This is a genomic window from Morganella morganii H1r (assembly GCF_000633515.1).
GTDB lineage: Bacteria > Pseudomonadota > Gammaproteobacteria > Enterobacterales > Enterobacteriaceae > Morganella > Morganella morganii_B.
In genome coordinates this window covers 16,292-39,234 of record NZ_AYMP01000009.1, presented here as the reverse complement: position 1 = coordinate 39,234, position 22,943 = coordinate 16,292, and the positions used below count along the sequence as shown (strand labels likewise).

The 22,943-nt window shown below is 42.8% G+C and carries 22 protein-coding genes; 15 read left to right on the top strand and 7 right to left on the bottom strand.

All coding sequences use genetic code 11. From position 1 onward, the window contains the following. The 10 genes from U868_RS25440 to trmL all read left to right on the top strand — a co-directional run. On the top strand, nucleotides 1–468 hold a 468-nt coding region (locus U868_RS25440; protein ID WP_205275481.1), incomplete at its 5' end, for a hypothetical protein. Continuing rightward, a complete protein-coding gene (locus tag U868_RS0105195; RefSeq protein ID WP_025152368.1) occupies nucleotides 422–1,570 on the top strand; it encodes a glycosyltransferase in 1,149 nt (382 codons plus the stop codon). The genes U868_RS25440 and U868_RS0105195, both read left to right, overlap by 47 nt. A gap of 1,238 nt (nucleotides 1,571–2,808) precedes the next feature. Then, nucleotides 2,809–3,948, top strand: coding sequence for a glycosyltransferase family 4 protein (locus U868_RS0105185; RefSeq protein ID WP_025152366.1), 1,140 nt, complete (start codon nucleotides 2,809–2,811; stop codon nucleotides 3,946–3,948). Further along, nucleotides 3,945–5,051: a GDP-mannose 4,6-dehydratase gene (gene gmd / locus U868_RS0105180; protein ID WP_025152365.1), complete on the top strand. Its 1,107-nt coding sequence runs from the start codon at nucleotides 3,945–3,947 to the stop codon at nucleotides 5,049–5,051. The genes U868_RS0105185 and gmd overlap by 4 nt, the downstream gene beginning before the upstream one ends. A gap of 2 nt (nucleotides 5,052–5,053) precedes the next feature. Beyond that, nucleotides 5,054–5,971 (top strand): GDP-L-fucose synthase family protein, encoded by a 918-nt coding sequence (locus U868_RS0105175; RefSeq protein ID WP_025152364.1) that lies wholly within the window; start codon nucleotides 5,054–5,056, stop codon nucleotides 5,969–5,971. A 1-nt stretch (nucleotide 5,972) separates the two neighbouring features. Then, entirely contained in the window at nucleotides 5,973–7,133 is a 1,161-nt protein-coding gene (locus tag U868_RS0105170; protein ID WP_025152363.1) for a DegT/DnrJ/EryC1/StrS family aminotransferase, read from the top strand. A 50-nt stretch (nucleotides 7,134–7,183) separates the two neighbouring features. Further along, a complete protein-coding gene (locus U868_RS0105165) occupies nucleotides 7,184–8,593 on the top strand; it encodes a mannose-1-phosphate guanylyltransferase/mannose-6-phosphate isomerase (protein ID WP_025152362.1) in 1,410 nt (469 codons plus the stop codon). 3 nt (nucleotides 8,594–8,596) lie between these two features. Continuing rightward, nucleotides 8,597–9,346, top strand: a complete 750-nt coding sequence (locus tag U868_RS0105160) for a WecB/TagA/CpsF family glycosyltransferase (RefSeq protein ID WP_025152361.1) — start codon at nucleotides 8,597–8,599, stop codon at nucleotides 9,344–9,346. Beyond that, complete coding sequence (locus tag U868_RS0105155) at nucleotides 9,343–10,701, top strand: phosphomannomutase/phosphoglucomutase (RefSeq protein ID WP_025152360.1); 1,359 nt, start codon at nucleotides 9,343–9,345, stop codon at nucleotides 10,699–10,701. The genes U868_RS0105160 and U868_RS0105155 overlap by 4 nt, the downstream gene beginning before the upstream one ends. A 30-nt stretch (nucleotides 10,702–10,731) precedes the next feature. Then, nucleotides 10,732–11,235: a tRNA (uridine(34)/cytosine(34)/5-carboxymethylaminomethyluridine(34)-2'-O)-methyltransferase TrmL gene (trmL, locus tag U868_RS0105150; protein ID WP_025152359.1), complete on the top strand. Its 504-nt coding sequence runs from the start codon at nucleotides 10,732–10,734 to the stop codon at nucleotides 11,233–11,235. 74 nt (nucleotides 11,236–11,309) lie between these two features. On the opposite strand, the gene cysE is transcribed toward trmL, so the two are convergent. From cysE to U868_RS0105130, 4 genes are all read right to left on the bottom strand, one after another. Next, nucleotides 11,310–12,110, bottom strand: coding sequence for a serine O-acetyltransferase (cysE, locus tag U868_RS0105145; RefSeq protein ID WP_004236641.1), 801 nt, complete (start codon nucleotides 12,108–12,110; stop codon nucleotides 11,310–11,312). A 33-nt stretch (nucleotides 12,111–12,143) separates the two neighbouring features. After that, nucleotides 12,144–13,157 carry an NAD(P)H-dependent glycerol-3-phosphate dehydrogenase gene (gene gpsA / locus U868_RS0105140; protein ID WP_025152358.1) on the bottom strand — a complete coding sequence of 338 codons (1,014 nt, stop codon included), beginning with the start codon at nucleotides 13,155–13,157 and terminating at the stop codon, nucleotides 12,144–12,146. Further along, nucleotides 13,157–13,630 (bottom strand): protein-export chaperone SecB, encoded by a 474-nt coding sequence (secB, locus tag U868_RS0105135; RefSeq protein ID WP_004236643.1) that lies wholly within the window; start codon nucleotides 13,628–13,630, stop codon nucleotides 13,157–13,159. The genes gpsA and secB overlap by 1 nt, the downstream gene beginning before the upstream one ends. 71 nt (nucleotides 13,631–13,701) lie before the next feature. Next, nucleotides 13,702–14,139, bottom strand: a complete 438-nt coding sequence (locus U868_RS0105130; protein ID WP_025152357.1) for a rhodanese-like domain-containing protein — start codon at nucleotides 14,137–14,139, stop codon at nucleotides 13,702–13,704. A 354-nt stretch (nucleotides 14,140–14,493) separates the two neighbouring features. Between U868_RS0105130 and envC the strand changes: the two genes are divergently transcribed. Together envC and U868_RS23425 are read left to right on the top strand one after the other, a co-directional pair. Continuing rightward, on the top strand, nucleotides 14,494–15,777 hold the full coding sequence (gene envC, locus U868_RS0105125) for a murein hydrolase activator EnvC (protein ID WP_025152356.1): 1,284 nt from the start codon (nucleotides 14,494–14,496) through the stop codon (nucleotides 15,775–15,777). Nucleotides 15,778–15,783: 6 nt separating this feature from the next. Then, on the top strand, nucleotides 15,784–16,809 hold the full coding sequence (locus U868_RS23425) for a divergent polysaccharide deacetylase family protein (protein WP_025152355.1): 1,026 nt from the start codon (nucleotides 15,784–15,786) through the stop codon (nucleotides 16,807–16,809). An 11-nt stretch (nucleotides 16,810–16,820) separates the two neighbouring features. On the opposite strand, the gene U868_RS0105115 is transcribed toward U868_RS23425, so the two are convergent. Continuing rightward, nucleotides 16,821–17,804 (bottom strand): hypothetical protein, encoded by a 984-nt coding sequence (locus tag U868_RS0105115; RefSeq protein WP_025152354.1) that lies wholly within the window; start codon nucleotides 17,802–17,804, stop codon nucleotides 16,821–16,823. Between the two features lie 13 nt (nucleotides 17,805–17,817). Further along, a complete protein-coding gene (locus U868_RS23420; RefSeq protein WP_240182663.1) occupies nucleotides 17,818–18,759 on the bottom strand; it encodes a hypothetical protein in 942 nt (313 codons plus the stop codon). A gap of 226 nt (nucleotides 18,760–18,985) precedes the next feature. Here U868_RS23420 and rfaD point away from each other — a divergent pair, with 226 nt between their 5' ends. Genes rfaD through rfaC form a run of 3 tightly spaced genes read left to right on the top strand, consistent with a single transcriptional unit; the run spans nucleotide 18,986 to nucleotide 21,958 of the window. Continuing rightward, nucleotides 18,986–19,924, top strand: coding sequence for an ADP-glyceromanno-heptose 6-epimerase (rfaD, locus tag U868_RS0105105; RefSeq protein WP_025152353.1), 939 nt, complete (start codon nucleotides 18,986–18,988; stop codon nucleotides 19,922–19,924). Between the two features lie 10 nt (nucleotides 19,925–19,934). Next, nucleotides 19,935–20,996, top strand: a complete 1,062-nt coding sequence (rfaF, locus tag U868_RS0105100; RefSeq protein WP_025152352.1) for an ADP-heptose--LPS heptosyltransferase RfaF — start codon at nucleotides 19,935–19,937, stop codon at nucleotides 20,994–20,996. Then, nucleotides 20,981–21,958, top strand: a complete 978-nt coding sequence (rfaC, locus tag U868_RS0105095; protein WP_025152351.1) for a lipopolysaccharide heptosyltransferase RfaC — start codon at nucleotides 20,981–20,983, stop codon at nucleotides 21,956–21,958. The genes rfaF and rfaC overlap by 16 nt, the downstream gene beginning before the upstream one ends. A gap of 2 nt (nucleotides 21,959–21,960) precedes the next feature. On the opposite strand, the gene U868_RS0105090 is transcribed toward rfaC, so the two are convergent. After that, nucleotides 21,961–22,938, bottom strand: coding sequence for a polysaccharide deacetylase family protein (locus U868_RS0105090; RefSeq protein ID WP_025152350.1), 978 nt, complete (start codon nucleotides 22,936–22,938; stop codon nucleotides 21,961–21,963). Between the last annotated feature and the right edge of the window lie 5 nt (nucleotides 22,939–22,943).

The window sequence follows — 22,943 nt, the reverse complement described above, 5'->3', positions numbered from 1 at the left end:
TTATTAGTTATTCTTTTATTTCTTTGTATATTATTCATGAGTAATATAAGTGAAAGTTTAATTATTACACGTCTCATCAGGATACTATCGGGTAGTGATGGTTCTGCCAATTATCGACTAATGGCAACATGGTTACTATTCCCAGCCTTCGAAAATTATCAAAATTTACTTTTCGGTGTTGGTGTTGGAAATATGGATGTTTATTCAATATCTGTATTAAATTTTCAACAAAAATTTATCGGTGTGAATGTATTTGCAAATATCTTATTTTCTAGTGGAGTTTTTGGCTTTTTATCAGTTATTTCAATGCTTTTAATTTCATTAAATAAAAATATTCCTGTTTTACTAATACTCTGTATAACTTGCTTTACACATGGTTATCTAGTTGGTCCATTCTTCTTTCCAATCATAGGAATAATGTATGCAATCCAAAAAAATAGTGTTCTATATAGACCCTATGTCATATAGAAATATGGAGGAATACGATACCGCATTACTCAATAATATTGATACTAATTGGTCAATATATTTTTTTTGTTCATACCTTTACTCTGATGTAAAAAAAAATAATAACATACTAATAAATAAAATATTTAGATATAATAAAATCAAAAATAAAATAATAAAAATAATTTCATATTCACTCTCTTGGATAAAAATATTATATTATTCTTTTAAATTAAAACCTCAAGCTATACATATCCAGTGGTTACGGATACCACGTATAGATCTAATTTTTATAAAGATACTAAAAAGGATAACTGGAGTTAATATTGTATATACCGCACATAATGTACTCCCTCACAATACACATAATAAATATAAAAAGATATTTGTAAAAATTTATAGTGCTGTTTCTAATATAATAGTGCACGCAGAACAAACAAAGAATGAAATAGCCAATGATTTTAATGTCAAAAAAAATAGGATACAGGTTATTCCACATGGAATATTAAATAATATTAACACAAATTATATCGCCAATAAATTCAAAGATAACAATCATATTCATTTTTTAATCATAGGTGGTATAAGCGAATATAAAGGTATAACGGAATTTATTTCGGTATGGAAAAATATATGCAAAAAAAATGAAAATTTTAATCGTATATGCCAGCTATACATACTAGGAAAAGCATCTGACGACTACCATATTAAAATATGCAATTGCCTTTCCGAAGACTATAGTCCAAATTCTATTTTTTATTACAATGCCGAGTTATCCGATGAAGACTTTAATTCCTACCTATCAAATTGTGATGTTGTAGTACTTCCATATATACAAATTTCTCAAAGTGGTGTATTACTTAAATCATTATCCTATAAGAAACCAATATTAGTGTCTGATGCCGGGGGACTAACCCAGCCTCTTGAAGTTGGCTATATAGGAGAGAAATTCTCATGGGATATAAAAAATGCAGAAGAAATGCTTTTGATAATATTCAATAATATCAATATCAGTAGGAAATATTATTCATCCTCCGACGAATGGAAAAAAATATTCTCCTTTTATTCTTGGGAAGAAATAGGAAAAAAAACATCAGATATCTATAACAGAAACACGAACTAACGCAGAAATATAACATTGAAAAAAGAATTACTCTTTGCAATTTTAATGAAAGCCATTTCATTACTAAGTAGCTTCTGGCTGACTGCGATATTAGTTAGAACACTTACACCAGAACAATATGGCATATGGGCAACTTATTTTGCTACCATAACTCTATTATTAACTTTTGACCTTGGTATATCTAACAGTTATAGAAATGATATAACATATGCATGGATAAATAATAGCAAACAGCATGCAATTAAAATTACAAATGAGTTATTCAATATAAACTTAATCATATCTGCTCTGCTATTAATTATACTATTATTTTTTGCTGATAGTTACGAGAAAATATCATTTATTATTCTTGGTGTTGTTATATTTTATTTTAACACACTGAATGTTTTTCTTTTATCAACAATGCGAAGTGGTATAATTGACTTAATACAATTACTAATAAATATAATCTTCTGTTCTGTAATAATATCAGGCTGGTTTGATGAGTATATGTCTATATTATATTTATCATGTACGCTAATTTTCATTAATATAATTATCAGGGTTTCCTTCAATTTTTTTATTTTTCAAAAAATAACTCCAACCATTATATCATTCAAGACCACACTTAATAACTTCAAGAAAAAAGCAATTATTTCTTTATTATTTTTCTTATCACAAATATTATTTTCCATTTTTTTAGTAATAGATAGATATCTTATTCTATATTATTGTAATAGTAGCCAATCTGGTTACTATGATATCGCATATAAGTTATGTAGCATTTACCTCATTGGTTCGTTAGTATTAATAAAACCATTGTGGAGTAGAATCGCATTAAAACCGGAAAATAGTAAGAGGATTAATCTACTCTATAACCTCATGCTAATGATACTGCTTATATTAATGTCAATTACATCAATATACCTCAATGAAATAATATCATTGTGGGTGAAAATAACATATAGATTTTCACTTTTAGAAAGTTCTCTTATTTTGGCGTTTTTCTTCTGTATCATAGCAATAACTAAAGATTGCTATATTTTTAATGCGTTACATAAATTAAAAATACAAGTTATCGGCTTTTTCATTGCAATACTTGGTAAAATGATACTCTTCATGATATTGATATATTCCTACTCTGTAAATATCAGTTTGGTTCTTATATCAAATCTACCACTTTTAATTTTATACTTTGTATTCCATTTTTTTTCAAGTAAACACTTGAAAGAGGTAACTTATCCTAATAAGGATCTTATGTGATATACCTGATATCTCCATTTGAAAATCATATAGAAGCTCGAGGCACACGAAATTTAGCCCTATATTCCCTACTAAAGAAATATGATGAATGTGAAATAATAACATCTAATTTCAGCCATAAAAAAAAGGAACACATTCCACTTTATAAATTTAAAAATAGCGATATAAATTATAAAATTATAATGGTTCCAAAATATAAGAAAAATCTTTCTATCCCTAGATTTTTCACCCATTATATTTTTGCAACAAAGTTGTTTTTATATCTCATTTTTAAATTAAAAAGAAATGATAAATTAATTATTTCAAGTATTCCTCCAGAAGTATATTTCTGTGCAATAGTATTATCTAAACTAAAAAAATGTTATCTTCACTTAGACGTAAGAGATATTTGGCCAAATGCTTTTCCCGGTAAAGGTCTAACAAAGAAAATTTTTAATCAATACTGTAAATTTTTTTATAAAAAAAAACGGATTGTTTTTAATTCCATTAGTTATGTTTCTCCATCATTTGAAAATGATTGGGTTAATAAATATACCATTTCAGAAAGAAAGGCACTAATTCCTCTTGGCTATGATGATGAAAGATGGAATAAATACCTAACTAGTTGTAAAGAAAAAATACAGGATAAAAATAAAATAATAAAATTAATATATATAGGATATTTACAAAGTCAATTCCCATTGGATGACATTATTTTATCGGTTTCGAAACAAAAAAACATGGAATTACATATTGTTGGTGATGGGGAAAAAGCTAATAAATATAAGTCCCTTGCTAAGAATAATATCATTTTTCATGGAACAAAAAACTTAACTGATGCTGCGAGTTTAGTATCATCATGTGATATTGGTATTCTTCCTATTTTAGGAAGTGCTCAAATGCCAAATAAATTTTTTGACTATATTGGAGCAGGATTACCAATATTGTGTATTGGTCAATCTGATTCATCTTCAATAGTAAAAAAATATAATCTTGGATGGATATGCTCTTTTAATAATGAAGAGATAAAAAATACTATCGCTGGCATAACAGAAGATATCAAAGAAAAAAAAGAAAATGTGTGCGCTATAAGAAACTACTATTCTAAATCATATAATTACCATCTATTTCTGAAACTAATGGAGTTCAACAAATGAAGATAGCTTTTATTACTGGAATTACCGGACAAGATGGTTCTTATCTGGCTGAATTTCTCTTAGAGAAAGGATATGAGGTGCATGGATTAATCAGACGTTCTTCATTAGCCAATACCGACCGTATCAATTCAATATGCAATACATCAAACAAAATACATCTACACTACGGCGATTTAACTGACTCATCAAATCTGATCAGATTAGTAAAACTGATACAGCCAAATGAAATTTATAATTTAGGTGCAATGTCTCATGTGGCTGTGTCTTTCGATACCCCTGAATATACTGCAGATACGGATGCATTAGGTACACTTCGTTTACTTGAAGCTATCCGAATTAATGGGTTAGAGCATAAAACTAAATTTTATCAAGCATCAACTTCTGAGTTATTTGGCGATGTAAGAGAAATACCTCAAAAGGAAACCACTCCTTTCTACCCTCGTTCACCTTATGCTGTTGCAAAAATGTATGCATACTGGATAGTTGTTAATTATAGAGAATCATATGGCATGTATGCATGCAATGGAATATTATTTAATCATGAATCCCCAAGAAGAGGCGAGACTTTTGTTACCCGAAAAATAACTCGTACATTAGCTAATATATCTCAAGGTCTTGAAAAATGCCTTGAACTAGGAAACTTAGATTCTTTACGGGATTGGGGACATGCAAAAGATTATATTAGAATGCAATGGCTAATGTTACAACAAGAATATGCCGATGATTTTGTTATTGCTACAGGAAAACAAATTTCTGTCCGCGAATTTGTCAAAATGACTGCTAAAGAATTAGGTATCGAATTAAAATTCGAAGGAACTGGTACTAGTGAAACTGCTAAAGTAATTAGTGTTGATAATAATATATCACCCGCCGTTTGTGTTGGTGATATAATCATAAGAGTAAATGAAAAATATTTCAGACCAGCAGAAGTTGAAACCTTGTTAGGTGACCCAAGTAAAGCGAAAGAAGCACTCGGATGGGAACCCCAAATTACTGTGGAAGAGATGTGTTCAGAAATGGTCATGGCTGATTTAACTACAGCTCAAAAAATGCTCTGCCTCAAAAATAACAACTTCAATCCCAGCATATATATTGAGAAATAATAATGAAAATAATGATTACAGGCTCATCTGGGTTGGTTGGGAAAAATATTTCTGAATTAGCTATATTGTTGGGGTACAACGTTATAGCGCCGAATAGAAAAGAGCTTAACCTTCTTGATAGTCACAGCGTAAATACCTATATCAAAAACAATAAACCTGACCTTATTATTCACTGTGCAGGTTTAGTCGGTGGCATACAAGCTAATATAGCTGCCCCCTATGATTTTTGTTATCAAAATTCAATGTTAGGAATGAATATCATTAATTCTGCATATCAGAATGGTGTACGACATTTAATAAATCTTGGAAGTTCCTGTATGTACCCCAGAGAGGCTAATAACCCCTTATCTGAGGAATTAATTCTTACGGGTGAATTAGAACCAACCAATGAAGGCTATGCTATTTCAAAAATACTAACTACTCGCTTATGCATGTATTTGTCAAAAACAAAAGGTGTCTCATATAAAACATATATACCATGTAATTTATATGGTAAATGGGATACCTTTGATGAGAAATCATCACATATGATTCCATCTGTAATTCGTAAAATAGATACTGCATTGAATAATAATGCTCCGAGTATTGATGTATGGGGAGATGGCTCCGTTAGACGTGAATTTATGTATGCTGGTGATTTGGCCGATTTTGTTTTATATAGCTTAAATAACTTTGGAGCAATTCCTGATTTAATTAATGTTGGTTTAGGATATGACTACAGTATCACAGAATATTATAAAACCATTGCTAATATAATAGGCTATCAAGGTGATTTCTCATATGACCACACAAAACCATCTGGAATGAAGCAAAAATTAGTAGATATAAGCAAGCAAACTCAGCTAGGTTGGTCACCCAAAACTACATTAGAATCCGGAATTCAAAAAACATATAACTTTTATATTAATGAGGTGAAATAAAATGCTTCCTTTAGCAACTACAACTTGGGATGATAATGAATATAATGCTCTAAACAATGTAATTAAGAGCGGTATGTTTACTATGGGTAAATTTGTCAAAGAATTCGAACACGATTTTGCTCAATACGTCGGCAGTAAATATGCTATTATGGTAAATTCAGGTTCATCTGCTAATTTATTAGCCATTGCATCTTTATTTTACACGAAGTTACCTATGTTACAGAGAGGGGATGAAATAATTGTACCCGCTGTTTCATGGTCCACTACGTACTATCCATTATATCAGTATGGTTTAAAAATTAAATTTGTAGATATTGATAAAGAAACATTAAATCTAGATTTGGATAAATTAAAAAGTGCTATTACAGATAAAACACGTGCAATAATGTCGGTAAATCTCTTAGGAAATATTGTAGATTATACTGAATTAAATAAAATTATTGCAGATAAAAATATCATCTTAATAGAAGATAACTGCGAGTCCCTCGGTTCCACATTGAATGAAAAACACTCAGGGACATTTGGTTTACTTGGTACATATAGTTGCTTTTTTAGTCACCACATATCTACAATGGAAGGAGGCATGGTTACCACTGACAACGAAGAATTATATCATATCATGTTATCATTACGAGCACATGGCTGGACTCGTAATTTGCCAAAAGAAAATAAAATCTGCACTAAAAGTGACAATCCTTTCGAAGAATCGTTTCGTTTTGTTTTACCTGGCTACAACCTCCGCCCACTTGAAATGTCAGGCGCATTGGGAATAGAACAATTAAAAAAACTACCGACCTTAATAGCTGGCCGCCGTCTTAATGCCAGATATTTTCAAGAAAATTTTTCTAAGATAAAATCCATTTCTATTCAGAAAGAAACAGGGAAAAGCAGCTGGTTTGGTTTTTCTATAATTGTTTTTGATGGAAAAGAAAAAAGAGATCTATTAGCTAAAAAATTTACAGAAAATGGAATTGAATGTCGACCTATAGTCGCTGGTAACTTTGCTAAAAATCCTGTTGTTCAGTATTTTGATTATGAGATTTTTGATGATTTGAAAAATAGCGATTTAATTAATGATAGTGGCTTATTTATTGGGAATCATCATTATGATATCAAGAATGAACTTAAGCTTGTAGAAAAAATTATAAATGAAACATTATGATGCTTTAATAAGGTACCTAAACCCATCCTTTGATATATAGAAATAATCTTATGATATTACCAATTATTATGGCTGGTGGAGTGGGCTCTAGATTATGGCCATTATCTCGTTTTTTATACCCAAAACAATTTCTGTCACTGTCATCTGACTATACAATGCTCCAAGAAACAATGCAGAGAGCTAACTTAGTATCAGATATAAATCCTTTTATTATATGCAATGAAGAGCATCGATTTATAGTAGCAGAACAGCTAAGAGAATTAAATTTAAATCATAGTGGTATATTACTTGAGCCTGAAGGAAAAAATACTGCTCCAACCATTGCATTAGCTGCATTCCATGCAATAGAAAATAACCAAGATCCTTTAATGTTAGTTCTTGCGGCTGACCATGTTATAAAGGATGAACTCAAATTTAAAGAAATAATACTACAAGCAAAACCGTTTGCTGAAAATGATAATATTGTTACGTTCGGTATTACACCTACCTCACCTGAAACTGGCTATGGCTATATTCATCTTGGTAACAAAATATCTAATAATATATTTTTTGTTAATAGATTTGTGGAAAAGCCTGATTATAACACTGCTACTAAATACTTTAATTCTCAAGAATATGTATGGAATAGTGGTATGTTCCTTTCAAAGGCCTCAGTGTATTTACGCGAATTAAAAAAATTTCATCCACGAATTTATGATGCATGCCAGGCTGCATATCAAAAAAGCTATATAGATTTAGACTTTATCCGACTGGATAAGGTGATTTTTTCACGCTGCCCCTCTGAGTCGATTGATTATGCCGTGATGGAAAAAACCGATTCTGCTGTTGTAATCCCTATGGATGTTTCATGGAGTGATGTTGGATCATGGGATGCCATATGGAATATTTGTGATAAAGATCCTAGTGGTAATGTTCTACGAGGCGATGTTATCACTCATAACACTAAGAATAGCTATATTTATTCAAAAGACAAACTAGTTACTGCTGTTGGTATAAATGACTTAGTCATTGTGAGTATGAAAGATGCTGTTCTTGTTGCTTCTAAGGATAATGTCCAGGATGTAAAATCTATTGTAGATAGGTTGAAAAATGAATCACGAACTGAGTATATACAACATAATGAAATTTTCAGGCCATGGGGTACACATGAAAAAATAGCTGAAGGTCCTCGGTTTCACGTAAAAAAAATAGTTGTAAAAACAGGAGAAAGAACGGCAACTCAAATACATTACCATAGGGCAGAACATTGGATTGTTGTATCTGGAACTGCTCGAGTTAAAAATGGCGATGATACTTATTTGCTCTGTGAGAATGAATCAACCTTTATACCAATAGGTTCACCACATTCAATAGAAAATCCTGGGAAAGTTCCCTTGCATTTGATTGAAGTTCGCTCAGGATGTTACCTTAAAGACGATGATATAGTACGAGTTGAAAATTATAGTAAAGGAGAACATTAATATATGTCTCTTGATTATGATTTAATGGGGTATAAAGTTACTTCACTAAGCTTAGCATCAATCCTCTCTGAGGTATTTTCATCCGAATCTATAAGTGTTGTAAATACCATTAATCCTCACTCCTATATCGTGGCCAAACACGATACTTATTTTATGAACTCATTAAGATCATCAGATTTTTTAATTCCTGATGGAAGTGGTATTGTTTTTTCCATTCAATACCTTTATGGGGAAAAATTAAACAAGATTGCCGGCTATGATTTATTTTCATATACTTTATCTTTATTAAACAATAAATATGGAAAGGTTTTTTTCTTAGGCTCAACAAATAATGTTCTAGCAAAAATACAAGGGAAAATGCTGGATGAATATCCCAATGTATCTATGAAATCCTTATCTCCCCCGTATAAAAATAAATTCTCCGATTCAGAAATCGATCTATTTATTACTGAAATAAATAGATTCAATCCCGATGTTGTCTTTGTTGGATTAACAGCTCCAAAACAAGAAAAATTAATTCACTTAATTAAAGAACATATTAATAATGTGAAAATGATATCTGGTATCGGTGCTGTATTTGATTTTTATGCGGGAACAATACGCAGGCCTTCAAGATTTTGGATATACCTACATTTAGAATGGTTTATTCGATTACTTGGTGAACCCAAAAGACTATGGAAGCGAACAGTAATTTCAATGCCAAAATTTATTTTGGATGTTATTAAATACAAAGCAAGAGTAAAAAAATCATGATGGAGTGCTTCAAATCCTACGATATTAGAGGCCAGATAGGTAAAAGCCTAGATGCTAATATAGCATACCGAATTGGCCGTGCTTACTGTGCTTATTTATCTCCTTCTAATATAGTTATTGGTTGCGATTGCCGTCATAGTTCAGAGTCACTAAAGTTGGCCTTAATTCAAGGAATTATTGATTCTGGATGTAATGTTATCGATATTGGGATAGTCGGAACCGAAGAAGTTTATTTCGCCACAAGCTATCTTAATGCCGATGGTGGTATCGAAATAACTGCAAGTCATAATCCTATTGACTATAATGGAATGAAATTAGTCAGAGAAAAATCCAAACCGATCAGCGGTGATACCGGATTAAATGAAATAAAGATACTAGCTGAAAAAAACATATTTCCGCCTATTTCTAAGCATGGAAAAGTTTCCCATATATCAAATTTAAGTCCCTATACTGACCATCTATTTTCTTATTTAGACCTATCTTCGATCAAGCCTTTGAAGTTAGTCATTAATTCTGGCAATGGTGTAGCTGGTCATGTAATTGATGAAATTGAAAAAAGATTTCGATCTTTAAATATTCCAATATCTATTATTAAATTATTTAATAATCCAGATGGTAATTTCCCTAATGGTATCCCTAATCCTTTATTACCTGAATGCAGAAAGGATACGCAAGATGCGGTAATCCAACATAAGGCTGATATTGGTATCGCTTTCGATGGTGATTTCGATCGTTGCTTTTTCTTTGATGAAAATGGTACTTTCATTGAGGGGTATTATATTGTTGGTATGCTTGCTGAGGCTTTTCTTCAAAAAGAACCGGGTGCAAAAATCATACATGATCCGCGACTTAGTTGGAACACTATTGATATAGTCAATAAAGCAGGTGGTACTCCAGTTCTGTCAAAAACAGGCCATGCTTTTATTAAAGAAAAAATGCGTAATGAAGATGCCATTTATGGTGGTGAAATGAGCGCACACCACTATTTCAGGGATTTTTCTTATTGCGACTCCGGTATGATCCCATGGCTTTTAGTCATAGAGTTACTCAGCAAAAAATCTGTTTCTTTATCACAATTAGTTAAGCAATATATAGCTAATTACCCTGCCTCAGGGGAGATTAACTCTGTTCTGGCTAACCCCAATCAATCTATTAAACGTGTAGCAGAATATTTCCAAAATGATGCTATTTCTATAGATATGACTGATGGGATTAGTATGGAGTTTAATGAGTGGCGCTTTAATTTAAGATGTTCTAACACAGAGCCAGTTGTCAGACTAAATGTAGAATCCCGCTCAGATATTGGGTTAATGAAAGAAAAAACGGCTTTTCTCTTAAAACTTCTCAGAGAATAAATCATATAGTTTTTATCTAGATTAGAAACCATGCTCAACATCGTCTTATTCGAACCTGAAATACCACCTAACACCGGCAATATCATCCGGTTATGTGCCAATACCGGCTTTCGGCTGCATTTGATCCATCCGCTGGGGTTTACCTGGGATGATAAACGTCTGCGCCGGGCCGGGCTGGATTACAGTGAGTTTGCGGATATCAAACATCATCATGATTATTACGCCTTTCTCGAAAGCGAGGGACTGAGTTCTGATAATGCACAGTCGCCAACCGGTAACCGGGTGTTTGCGCTGACGACCAAAGGCACACCGCGTCACAGTAATGTCAGCTATCAGGCCGGGGATTATCTGCTGTTCGGGCCGGAAACCCGCGGGTTGCCGCCTTATGTACTGGATAATATGCCGGTTGATCAGAAAATCCGTGTACCGATGCTGCCGGACAGCCGCAGTATGAATTTATCCAATACCGTTGCAGTGATTGTATTTGAAGCCTGGCGGCAACTGGATTATGCAGGGGCGTTATTGCGGGATTAACGATACTCTGTATTCCGGACACAAAAAAGACAGCCTAGGCTGTCTTTTTTACTTTTGGTTGCCGGATCCGAAAACTAAATCCCCTCGCACCCGTTAAAGTGCTGATCCATATCCAGAGATGGTTTCTCACAGCCCGGTTTGCCGACGATCTTTGCCGGGACACCTGCAACCGTGGTGTGTGCCGGGACCGGGTGCAGAACCACGGAGCCTGCGCCGATTTTGGCACCGCGTCCGATTTCGATATTACCGAGGATTTTGGCACCCGCACCGATCATCACGCCTTCGCGGACTTTCGGATGGCGGTCGCCGCCGGTTTTGCCGGTACCGCCGAGGGTAACGGATTGCAGGATGGAGACATCGTTTTCCACTACAGCCGTTTCGCCGATGACAATGCCGGTTGCGTGGTCAAACATAATGCCGTGGCCGATTTTTGCGGCCGGGTGGATATCCACACCAAATGTCACGGAAACCTGGTTCTGAAGGTAGGTTGCCAGGGCGCGGCGGTTCTGGTTCCACAGCCAGTTGGCGATGCGGTAAGCCTGTAAGGCGTGGAAGCCTTTCAGGTAAAGCAGCGGCGTGGAGTATTTATCCACTGCCGGGTCGCGCAGACGGACGGCTTTGATATCCATTGCGGCAGATTTAATCATCTGCGGATCGTTGTGATACGCCTCTTCCACGACTTCACGGACAGAAATCGCCGGCATGGTCGGGGTTGCCAGTTTGTTGGCCAGCATAAAACTGAGCGCGCTGCCCAGATTCTCATGCTTGAGTAATGTCGCATGGAAAAAACTGGCCAGCATCGGCTCACAATCAGCAAAGTCCCGCGCTTCCTGCTTTATATAGCTCCAGACCTCTTCCAGTTCTTCGTAGGACATAATTACCTCACAGACTTCGGATAAAAAACGGGCTTAAAAATGCTCACCTTCTTCTTTGGTGGCACGACCCAACAGGGCACGGGCAGCTTCGAGCACATCTTTATTGCAGTAGAGTATTTGATAGATTTGCTCGGTGATAGGCATTTCAACGCCTGCACGCTCTGCCAGCGCACGCACTTCTTTGGTATTACGGTATCCTTCCACCACCTGCCCGATGCGCTCCTGCGCCTCATCCACACTCACACCCTGCCCCATCATCATGCCGAAACGGCGGTTGCGGGACTGGTTGTCAGTACAGGTCAGCACGAGGTCACCCAGACCAGCCATACCCATAAAGGTAGACGGATCTGCGCCTAATGCCACGCCCAGGCGGGTCATTTCTGCCAGACCACGGGTGATCAGCGCAGTTCGCGCGTTGGCACCAAACCCCATTCCGTCAGAGATCCCCGCCCCGATCGCAATGACGTTTTTCACGGCACCGCCGAGCTGGATCCCGATAAAGTCCGGGTTTTTATAGACGCGGAAGCTTTTGCCGCAGTGGAAAAGCTGCTGAACCTCATCGGCAAAGGCAGGTTCTGTCGCCGCGACAGCAATCGCCGTCGGCAGGCCGGCAGCCAGCTCTTTGGCAAAAGAGGGACCGGAGATCATGGCCAGCGGAATGTTATCCCCGAGGACTTCACGCACCACTTCACCCAGCAGACGTCCTGTTTCTGCTTCCAGACCTTTGGTCGCCCAGATAATCCGGGCATCAGGCCGCAGCAGCGGTTTGACACGTTTGAGCACATCCCCGAACACGTGGCTCGGCACCACCAGCAGAATATTACGGCTGGCCGCGAGGGCTTTTTCAAGGGAAGCTTCCGGGATCAGGGTATCCGGGAACGGGACATCCGGAAGAAATGCCTGATTGGCGCGATCGGCCTCAAGCTGGCGGATGTGTTCCGGGTCATGCCCCCACAGCACCACACGGTGCCCGTTACGGGCCAGTGTGATCGCTAAAGCGGTGCCGTATGAACCGGCACCGAGTACAGTCATAGAAGCGTCTGTCATTATGCTTCCTGTGTACCTTCCTGCGCAGCCTGCTGTTGTTCCTGCTGCTGCAGATAGTTCATGAACAGTGCATCGAAGTTAACCGGTGCCAGGTTCAGCTGAGGGAATGTACCGCGGCCAACCAGGCCTGCGATGCACTCACGGGCATACGGGAACAGGATATTCGGGCAGTATGCACCCAGGCAGTGCGCCAGCTGGGTTCCTTCCAGACCACCGATGGTGAAAATACCGGCCTGCTGAACTTCACACAGGAACGCGGTTTCTTCGCCCATGGTCGCGGTCACAGTGACGCGCAGAACGATTTCATAAACGTCATCAGCCAGTTTGGTTGAACCGGTGTCCAGATCCATCTTCACTTCCGGCTGCCACTCCTGCTGGAAAACGGCAGGTGCATTCGGCGCTTCAAAAGAAATATCTTTGGTGTAAACGCGCTGAATGTTGAAAGACATTTCTGTGTTTTGTTGTTCTGACATAGTGTTACCTTTTGATATCCATATAAAGAGTGTGAGTTACAAAGGGGATGTTCCAATCCTCCTTTGCCGGATTACTTTTTGCTGCGGGAAAGCGGTAAGTTATCACCGGTCCAGCCGGAGAGGCCGTCTTTCAGCACAAATACACGTTCAAAACCGGCTTTGAGCAGGCTTTCAGCCGGTTTGACCAGCTCCATACCGTTGGCGGAAACCAGGATAACAGGACGGTTTTTGTGTTTTTCCACTTCACCGAGGTTGTTGTCTTTAATTTCTGACGGCGTCAGATTGACCGCGTCAATGATATGACCACGGCGGAAATCGTCCCGGGTACGGGTATCCACGACAATCGCTTCTTCTTTATTCATCAGTGCGATAGCAGCAGAACGCGGAATTGTTTTCACTTTTGAAAACAGTCCTTTGACAGTCAGTGCGATGACTGAGATCAGTAACGCGACCCATACAAGGCTGATAATAGGGTGCTTACTGACAAATGGCATAATTTCTTGCAGCATGGGGGACAATAACTCCCGTTGGTTAATAACAAAGATCAAAGGGCAGAAGTATACCTGTGTGCCGGTTCAAATACAGCCGGTCTTGCCCGGGTTATGGCTGTTTTCATCGTAATTTTGCGGCGCATGCCGCGAAAATTCATTTTTCCGACAGACAGAGGGGTTAATTTACCATTGATTCGCGGCTAAGGTAAAAAACAAACGCAACAAATTCGCGGTGAATCTCTGCCGCCGGATTGTCCCGAAGTGTAAATCCCGGACAACAGGACTGGTAACGCTCTAAATGGCATGGAATAATTGTAGTTTAGAATAGTTAAATACGATCGTTTCTTTGGCGCAACGGCAGGGTCAGATAAATTGGCGCATAAGCACGTTTTCCGCACACATTCCCGCCGGGTATCCCCCGGTGTCCGCACATTACTGGCAGCGCTGCTGTTGCCGGTCTCTTTTGCTGTGTCTGCCGCCAATACAACCACCGCTGATGCCAGCAAGAATGAGCTGAAAAATCTCCAGCTGAATATTGCGGAGAAAGAAAAGAGCGTCAAAGAGCAGCAGGGAAAACGCGCGAATCTGTTAACCCAGCTGAAAAATCAGGAAAAGGATATCGCCGCTGCCGGTCGTGAACTCTATTCCACGCAAAAAACCCTGAAACAGCTCGATGGTGAAATCACCTCTCTCAGTTCTGAAATCAAACAGCTGGATGCAAAGCAGAAGTCTCAGCGGGCGCTGCTGTCAAAACAGCTGGATGCGGCATTCCGTCAGGGACGTCATCAGGGTATTGAACTGATTTTCAAGGGTGAGGAAGGTCAGCGTGATGAGCGGATCCTCGCCTATTACACCTATATCGGTGCCGCACGGGAAAAAACCATTGCAGAGCTGGAAGAAACCACTCAGCTGCTGCACACCCGCCGTCAGACCGAACAACAAAAACGTGCAGAGCAGAAAAAACTGCTCGGCAAACAGCAGAGTGAAAAGAAAAAGCTCGACAACGCCCAAACCGCGCGAAAATCCACGCTGACCGAGCTGGAGCGCTCGCTGAAAGCCGATCAAAAAGATTTGCTGGTGATGCGGCAAAACGAAAGCCAGCTGCGCAACAAGATAGCCAAAGCGGAGCGTGAGGCCAAAGCCCGTGCGGAACGCGAAGCCCGTGAAGCCGCCCGTATCCGCGAAAAACAGGCGCAGGCGAAGAAAAAAGGCTCCACCTATACCCCGACTCAGGATGAACGTTCGCTGATGTCCCGTACCGGGGGACTGGGCCGTCCTGCCGGTCAGGCTGTCTGGCCGGTCCGTGGTCCGCTGGTACACCGTTTCGGTGACAGTATCTCCGGTGAACTGCGCTGGAAAGGCATGGTGATCGGCGCGCCGGAAGGGACACAGGTAAAAGCGGTGGCGGATGGCCGTGTCCTGCTGGCGGACTGGCTGCAGGGCTATGGCCTTGTGGTGGTGGTTGAGCACGGTAAAGGGGATATGAGCCTGTACGGGTATAACCAGAGCGCACTGGTGAATGTGGGTGATCAGGTGAAAGCCGGTCAGCCGGTTGCACTGGTGGGCAGCAGCGGAGGTCAGGAAAAACCGGGCCTCTATTTTGAAATCCGGCGCCAGGGACGGACGGTTAACCCGCAGCCCTGGCTGGGGAGATAGCACACCGTGACTTACCGGCAGAAAACAAAAAATATCTTACTGACTTCGTTACTTTTTATCACTTCGTCACTGATAACGTTTTCTGCTGCTGCAGCGCAGCTCGCCATTGTGATCGATGATTTCGGTTACCGCAAACAGGATGATAACCGTATCCTGGAACTGCCGCCGCAGGTCTCGATCGCTATCCTGCCGAACTCCCCGTTCGGCAAAGAGATGGCGGAGAAAGCCCATCGTCAGGGCCGGGAAATTCTTATTCATATGCCGATGGCACCGATCAGCAAACAGCCGCTGGAACGCGATACCCTGCGCCCGTCCATGAGTGCCGCAGAAATTGATACCCTGATCAAAGCCGCGATTGCCCGGGTGCCGTATGCCACCGGGATGAATAACCATATGGGCAGCGCAATGACCTCTGATCTGACCGCCATGCAGCATGTGATGGCATCCCTCTCCGGCTCCGGTTTTTATTTCCTCGACAGTGTGACCATCGGCAGCACCAAAGCCACACAGGCTGCACAGGGAACGCCGGTCCGGGTACTGCGCCGCCAGGTTTTTCTGGATAATGTGCAGACAGAGGAAGAGACCCGCAAACAGCTGAACCGGGCTGTTGCGCTGGCACGTAAGCAGGGATCGGTGATCGCCATCGGGCACCCGCATCCGTCGACGGTGCGCGCACTGCATAAGCTCATCCCGCAACTGCCGCCGGATATTCAGCTGGTGTCACCGGGATATATGCTGACGCATGCCGGTAAACCATCCGCCGTAAAACCGCAGCCGGAGAAACCGGTCGTACCGGTCAAACCTGCGGAGAAGGAAAAACCGTGGCTGACACCAATGACAGAACAGTGCGAAGGTAAAACGGAAATCGGCGGGGAGTTCTACACCCGCTATATCAACCTGCTGGCTGAAGCGGTCATGAGAGATCAGCTGAACGGCAAAGTGGCAGAAGTCCTGTCCTCCATCCGTATGGCGCTGCCGCAAGCGGATGCAGTACCGACTGCGGAAAAAGCAGCGGAAATCAATAAAAAGTGATGCGCCGGTAATTAATTCGTTATCGGCTCCGCTGCCGGTATTTCCCGGAACAATTTTTTCACCATCATCCGCAGAATAAACCCGGCGATCACAAGGCTCAGATAACGGGAAGCAGTAACTGAGCGATCCGTTGCGCCCGGGTTACCGTAAGCATTACCGCCGGTAAAATAAAACGAGATAAAAATCAGCCCGTAATACACCAGACCGATCACCAGTGCACCGGCCACCGCTGTCAGCAACAGTCGTTTCACCCGCAGCTGCTCCCCGCTGTATCCCAAGGCACTGTACAGTATCGCAATCAGAACAGAGATCATAATCAGCAATTGCAGCAATAAATCCGTGGATCCGGAGGTAAACAGAATAAGCACGGACTGTATGATCCCCTCACGGGATGAGCTGTCCGCCGCGATCATAAAAATCAGAAATGATGTCAGAAAATAAATAACCAGCATCGGTATCACCAGTAACACACTGTTCACCAGGCGGTGATTCTGCGGTGTCAGCCGGGGTGCCGGGGTATTTTTACTGCATACCCGGGTCATCAGCCACGTAGTCAGCCATACAACGGCAACCGCCACCAGCAATTTTAAAAACCAGTGCAGTGTCATCATCAGTACCGGAGGAGAAAAAAAATGCGGCCTTTTTTCCATACCGGATAATGTCATCATCAGCTGCAGAAAACCGGCGGCTTCAATCAGGACAAAACAGATAACCGCCATAATAATGACCCGGATAGCTGCCCCGGAATCTGCCCGGCTGAAATGCCGCTGCAGGAAAACAAATGACGTCACCACAAAGAACAGCGGACTGTAAACAATCCACTCCGTGATGCTGTTAAGCCGGATCAGCGGCCAGAGATAATAAAAGACATACCCCGTCAGTAGTTTCGGCAGAATAACATGTACCCATAGGTATCCTGCCCCCAGCCAGGCAAGCACAAATAACAGCGGCAGGCGGAAAAATGACGTGTTTTCCGCAGAGGATTCTCCCTGCATATATCACTCCTTTTTATATCAGTCCGTACCGGCGGAACATCATGCCGGTAACCGCGCGGCTGATCCACAGAGTCAGCACGACACAGACCGCCGCCATCATCCATAACTCTGTTTCCCCGAAGTGCCGGAAACTGTCGCTGATTAATACGATAAAAAGCGTCCCCGCCGTTACGGCGGCCATAGCCAGAAGACTGAATACGGTGCTGAGCAGAACAGATATCACCAGAGGTCTGATTTTCAGTATTCCGCCGTCCGGCGGAAACCGGTGCCGGACAAAAAGAAAAATAATACCGCACAACACCAGCAGACCTGCCGCCGTGATATACACATTATCAGAAACCGGTTCCGCTATTCCGCCCGGGAAATGTTTTGCTATCACCGCTGTCAGAAATGATGCCGCCATCCACAATAAGTACACTATCCCGGTACTGAACAACACGGCGTAAATATCCGGTGATTTTCCGTCCGGAATAACGGCCGGATAACTGACTTTAAGATAATAAGCCGCCGTCAGACGGGTGGCGATACCGAGTAATACAAAAGAAATCAGGTACAGAAAAATATCGACCGTTTTTATCATCAGAATAATATCTGAAAGCCCGGATCCATCTGCAATGATTTGCGCCGCCAGATTACTGAGCCACTCCGCCTTAAGAGCACCGAGCATACTGTTTACCGTATACAGAAATATTGTCAGGCCGATAACTGCCAGCACTGTTTTCCGGTTCAGTTCGGTTATCCGGTTATGATAAAAAAGGAGTGATGTCAGGGTGAAAATACCGGTCAGCTGGATCAGCTGAAAAGAAAATACCCGCGACAAATACGCCGCTAATGTTAAATCAGGCGAGCTGACACTGACAGACGGATAAGAAACCAGGATCAGCGAACCACCCAGGATAAGCACATAAGCCAGTACAAATAATAACGGTAACCGGAAAACAGTGGTCGGGTTCATGCATATTCCTTTAAAGTCCGGAGACACTGTCCGGCCGGATAACATAATAAGATAACGTTATAAATAGTGTTCACGGTATAACAGATCATCAGCGGAAAACAACCCGGTAACACGGGAGATCTTCCTGCCGCCGCAATTTTTTCATCCACGTCAGACTCCCATCAATGCTATGATAAAAGCAGTGATTTTTTCATTTTCTTAAATGAACCGAACAGAGGAATGCGTGATGATTATTGTCACCGGCGGTGCCGGATTTATCGGCAGCAATATTGTAAAAGCACTGAATGATGACGGTTACACGGATATTTTAGTCGTGGATAACCTGAAAGACGGCACCAAATTTGTCAATCTGGTCGATCTGAATATCGCCGATTACATGGATAAAGAAGATTTTATCGCAGGTATTGTGGCCGGGGATGATTTCGGGGATGTTGAGGCGGTATTCCATGAAGGTGCCTGCTCATCCACCACCGAGTGGGACGGCAAGTACATGATGGATAATAACTATCAGTACTCCAAAGAACTGCTGCATTATTGTCTGGATCGCCAAATCCCGTTCCTGTATGCCTCTTCTGCCGCCACCTACGGCGGACGCAGTGATAATTTTATTGAAGATCGGCAGTATGAAAAGCCATTAAATGTGTATGGTTATTCCAAATTCCTGTTTGATCAGTATGTCCGTGAAATTCTGCCGGAAGCAGAGTCTCAGATCTGCGGTTTCCGTTATTTCAACGTCTACGGCCCGCGTGAAGGCCATAAAGGCAGCATGGCGAGTGTCGCTTTCCATCTGAATAATCAGATTTTAAACGGCGAAAACCCGAAATTATTCTCCGGCAGTGAAAACTTCCTGCGCGATTTCATCTATGTGGGTGATGTGGCGGATGTAAACCTGTGGTTCTGGAAAAATGCCAAATCCGGTATTTTCAACTGCGGTACCGGCCGTGCAGAATCTTTCCAGGCTGTCGCCGATGCTGTGACCGGTTTCCACAGTGACCGCCAGTGCGCGCTCGATTACATCCCGTTCCCGGAAAAACTGAAAGGCCGCTACCAGGCATATACCCAGGCTGACCTGACCAATCTGCGTGCAGCCGGTTACCCGGGTGAGTTTAAAACGGTCGCCGAAGGTGTCCGTGAATATATGGCTTGGTTAAATCAGGGGAATTAATTAAACGCACATGAAAATTCTGGTGATCGGGCCATCGTGGGTCGGTGACATGATGATGTCACAAAGCCTTTACCGTACCCTGAAAACACGTTATCCGCAGGCAACGATTGATGTGATGGCACCTGCGTGGTGCCGTCCGCTGCTGGCAAAAATGCCGGAAGTGGATGATGCTGTCGCCATGCCTATCGGCCATGGCGCCCTGGCACTCGGTGAGCGCCGCCGTCTGGGTCATTCCCTGCGTGATAATAAGTATGATCGTGCTTATGTGCTGCCGAACTCGTTAAAATCGGCACTGGTGCCGTTTTTTGCGAAAATCCCTGTGCGCACCGGCTGGCTGGGCGAAATGCGTTACGGCCTGCTCAACGATCACCGGAAACTCGACAAAGCCGCTTTTCCGCTGATGGTGCAGCGCTATGTTGCCCTCGCGTATGATAAAGCGGATGTCCCTGCCGCCGCTGCTCTTCCGCAGCCTTTGCTGTGGCCGAAGCTGGTGGTGCGGGATGAGGATATTGCCGAGAGCATGGCGGCATTTAATATCCGTGATCACCGCCCGGTGGTTGGTTTTTGTCCGGGGGCTGAATTTGGCCCGGCAAAACGCTGGCCGCATTATCACTACGGTGAATTAGCGAAGAAACTGATTGATGAGCGCGATGTTCAGATAGTGCTGTTCGGCTCGGAAAAAGATCACGCTGCCGGTGAGGAAATCCTCGCCATGCTCAGTGATGAACAGCGCGAAAACTGCCTGAATCTGGCCGGAAAAACCTCGCTGGAACAGGCGGTAAACCTGATCGCCGGTTGTCATGCCATTATCACCAACGATTCCGGTCTGATGCATGTGGCTGCCGCGCTGGATCGCCCGCTGGTTGCCTTATACGGCCCGAGCAGTCCGGATTTCACGCCGCCGCTGTCAGAGAAAGCCCGCGTTATCCGCCTGATCACCGGTTATCACAAAGTCCGCAAAGGGGATGCCCATGAAGGCTACCATCAGAGCCTGATTGATATTCAGCCGGAGCGGGTTCTGTCTGAACTGGATGATTTGCTGAAGAGTTCCCCGCCATGCGCCGTGTGTTAATCGTTAAAACCTCATCGATGGGAGACGTGCTGCATACCCTGCCCGCACTGACCGATGCCGTGCAGGTATTTCCGGAGATCACCTTTGACTGGGTGGTTGAAGAGGGTTTTGCCCAGATCCCGGGCTGGCACGCTGCTGTTGATCGCGTCATTCCGGTCGCTATCCGCCGCTGGCGGAAAAACTGGTTCCGCCGTGATATCCGTGATGAACGCCGCCGGTTCCGCGACGCTGTTCAGTCACAGACCTATGATGCCGTGATTGATGCCCAGGGGCTGATTAAAAGTGCCCTTCTGGTCACCCGGCTGGCACACGGCCGTAAACACGGCTACGACCGGCACAGTATCCGCGAGCCGCTGGCGGGTTTTTTCTATGATGAGAAACACGCTGTCAGTAAAACACAGCATGCTGTTGAGCGCATCCGTCAGCTTTTTGCCCTGAGTCTCGGCTATGAGAAACCGCAGACACAGGGGGATTACGCGATTGCCGCCCATTTTCTGAATAACCGTACAGTATCGCCGGATGCCGTGCCGTATCTGGTCTGTCTCCACGCCACCACCCGTGATGCCAAACACTGGCCGGAGTCACACTGGCGGGCGCTGTTTGCACAACTGGCTGATACTGATCTGCATGTCCGCCTGCCATGGGGCGCACCGCATGAACAGGAGCGGGCGCTGCGCCTGGCGGAAGGATTCACCCATGTGCATGTATTGCCGAAATTATCACTGGCGGATGTGGCGGCAGAAATCGCCGGGGCAGAGGGGGTGATTTCAGTCGATACCGGGCTGAGCCATCTGACAGCCGCGCTGGATAAACCCAATATCACCCTGTACGGCCCGACAGACCCGGGGCTTATCGGTGGTTACGGCAAGGGGCAGTTTGCCCTGACATCAAAGGACGGGGATTTGTCCTCTGTCAGTGCGGATGATGTGCTCGCCGCCATGGCTGAGCACATGCCGCGTTAAGATTATGATGCATGACGCTGTGCGAGTTTCCGCTGATAAAATTCCGCCAGCGTCATCCCTTCCGCCCGCTGCGCGATATACGCAAACAACTGCTCCAGATCATCATACAATACATCAATCGCCGCCTCATCCCTGAATGTCGGGCTGCCGCCCGGCATAAATTCAGATGAATGCAGCATAAACTCAATGTGATCGTTTCCCTGAGCCAGGCAGGCATCAACCACCTGTTGCATCTGTGCCAGATTCCCGCCTTTCGGCCGCAGCCAGTTCACGGACGGCGAACGTTTTTTGCCGCGTAACTTATCATAAAACTGTTTCAGGCCGTTCATCAGCGGGGAATGGCGGAACTGAACACTCATCGGCACCTGTAACAGCGCTGAATCCCCGGAACGTCCGATATCATTCAGATCCATAAAATAAGCGTCAGACGGAAAATTCAGGTAATTGGTGCCGCCGTGACCGATGGGTGCCGGTGCCCCCGGGGTATATGCCCAGTTCACCCTCGGTGTCACCGAACAGTCTGTCTGATAACCAAATTCTGCCAGCAAACGGGCATATTTTTCATTGAATGCCCAGCGGCCCGCACGGTGGCTGACCATTTTAGTCTGTAATTTATCTTCCAGCAGTGATGTCATGACGTTAATTTTTTCTTTCATCACATCGTCAGGATATTCAATCAGATAGGGCTGGAAACGATCATCATCGGCTGTCAGTGCCTGCAGCGGCGGACTGTTCCAGGCATGTAAATGCATACCGATCTCCCCGGTCTGCCGGGCGATCACATCCTGCGCAAATTCAATATAGGCATCATCCGTTGCCATTTCATAATTGGTCAGCCAGACCGGCTTAAAGCTGTACTTCTCACACAGTGCCTGAAAGCGCGGTAAAAACCGGGTATTCTGCGTGGTGATCACCGGACCGGATTCCCAGAGGTTATCCCCTTCCGTATCAAGCGTGATGATAAAAGCGGGTTTCGCCATGATTG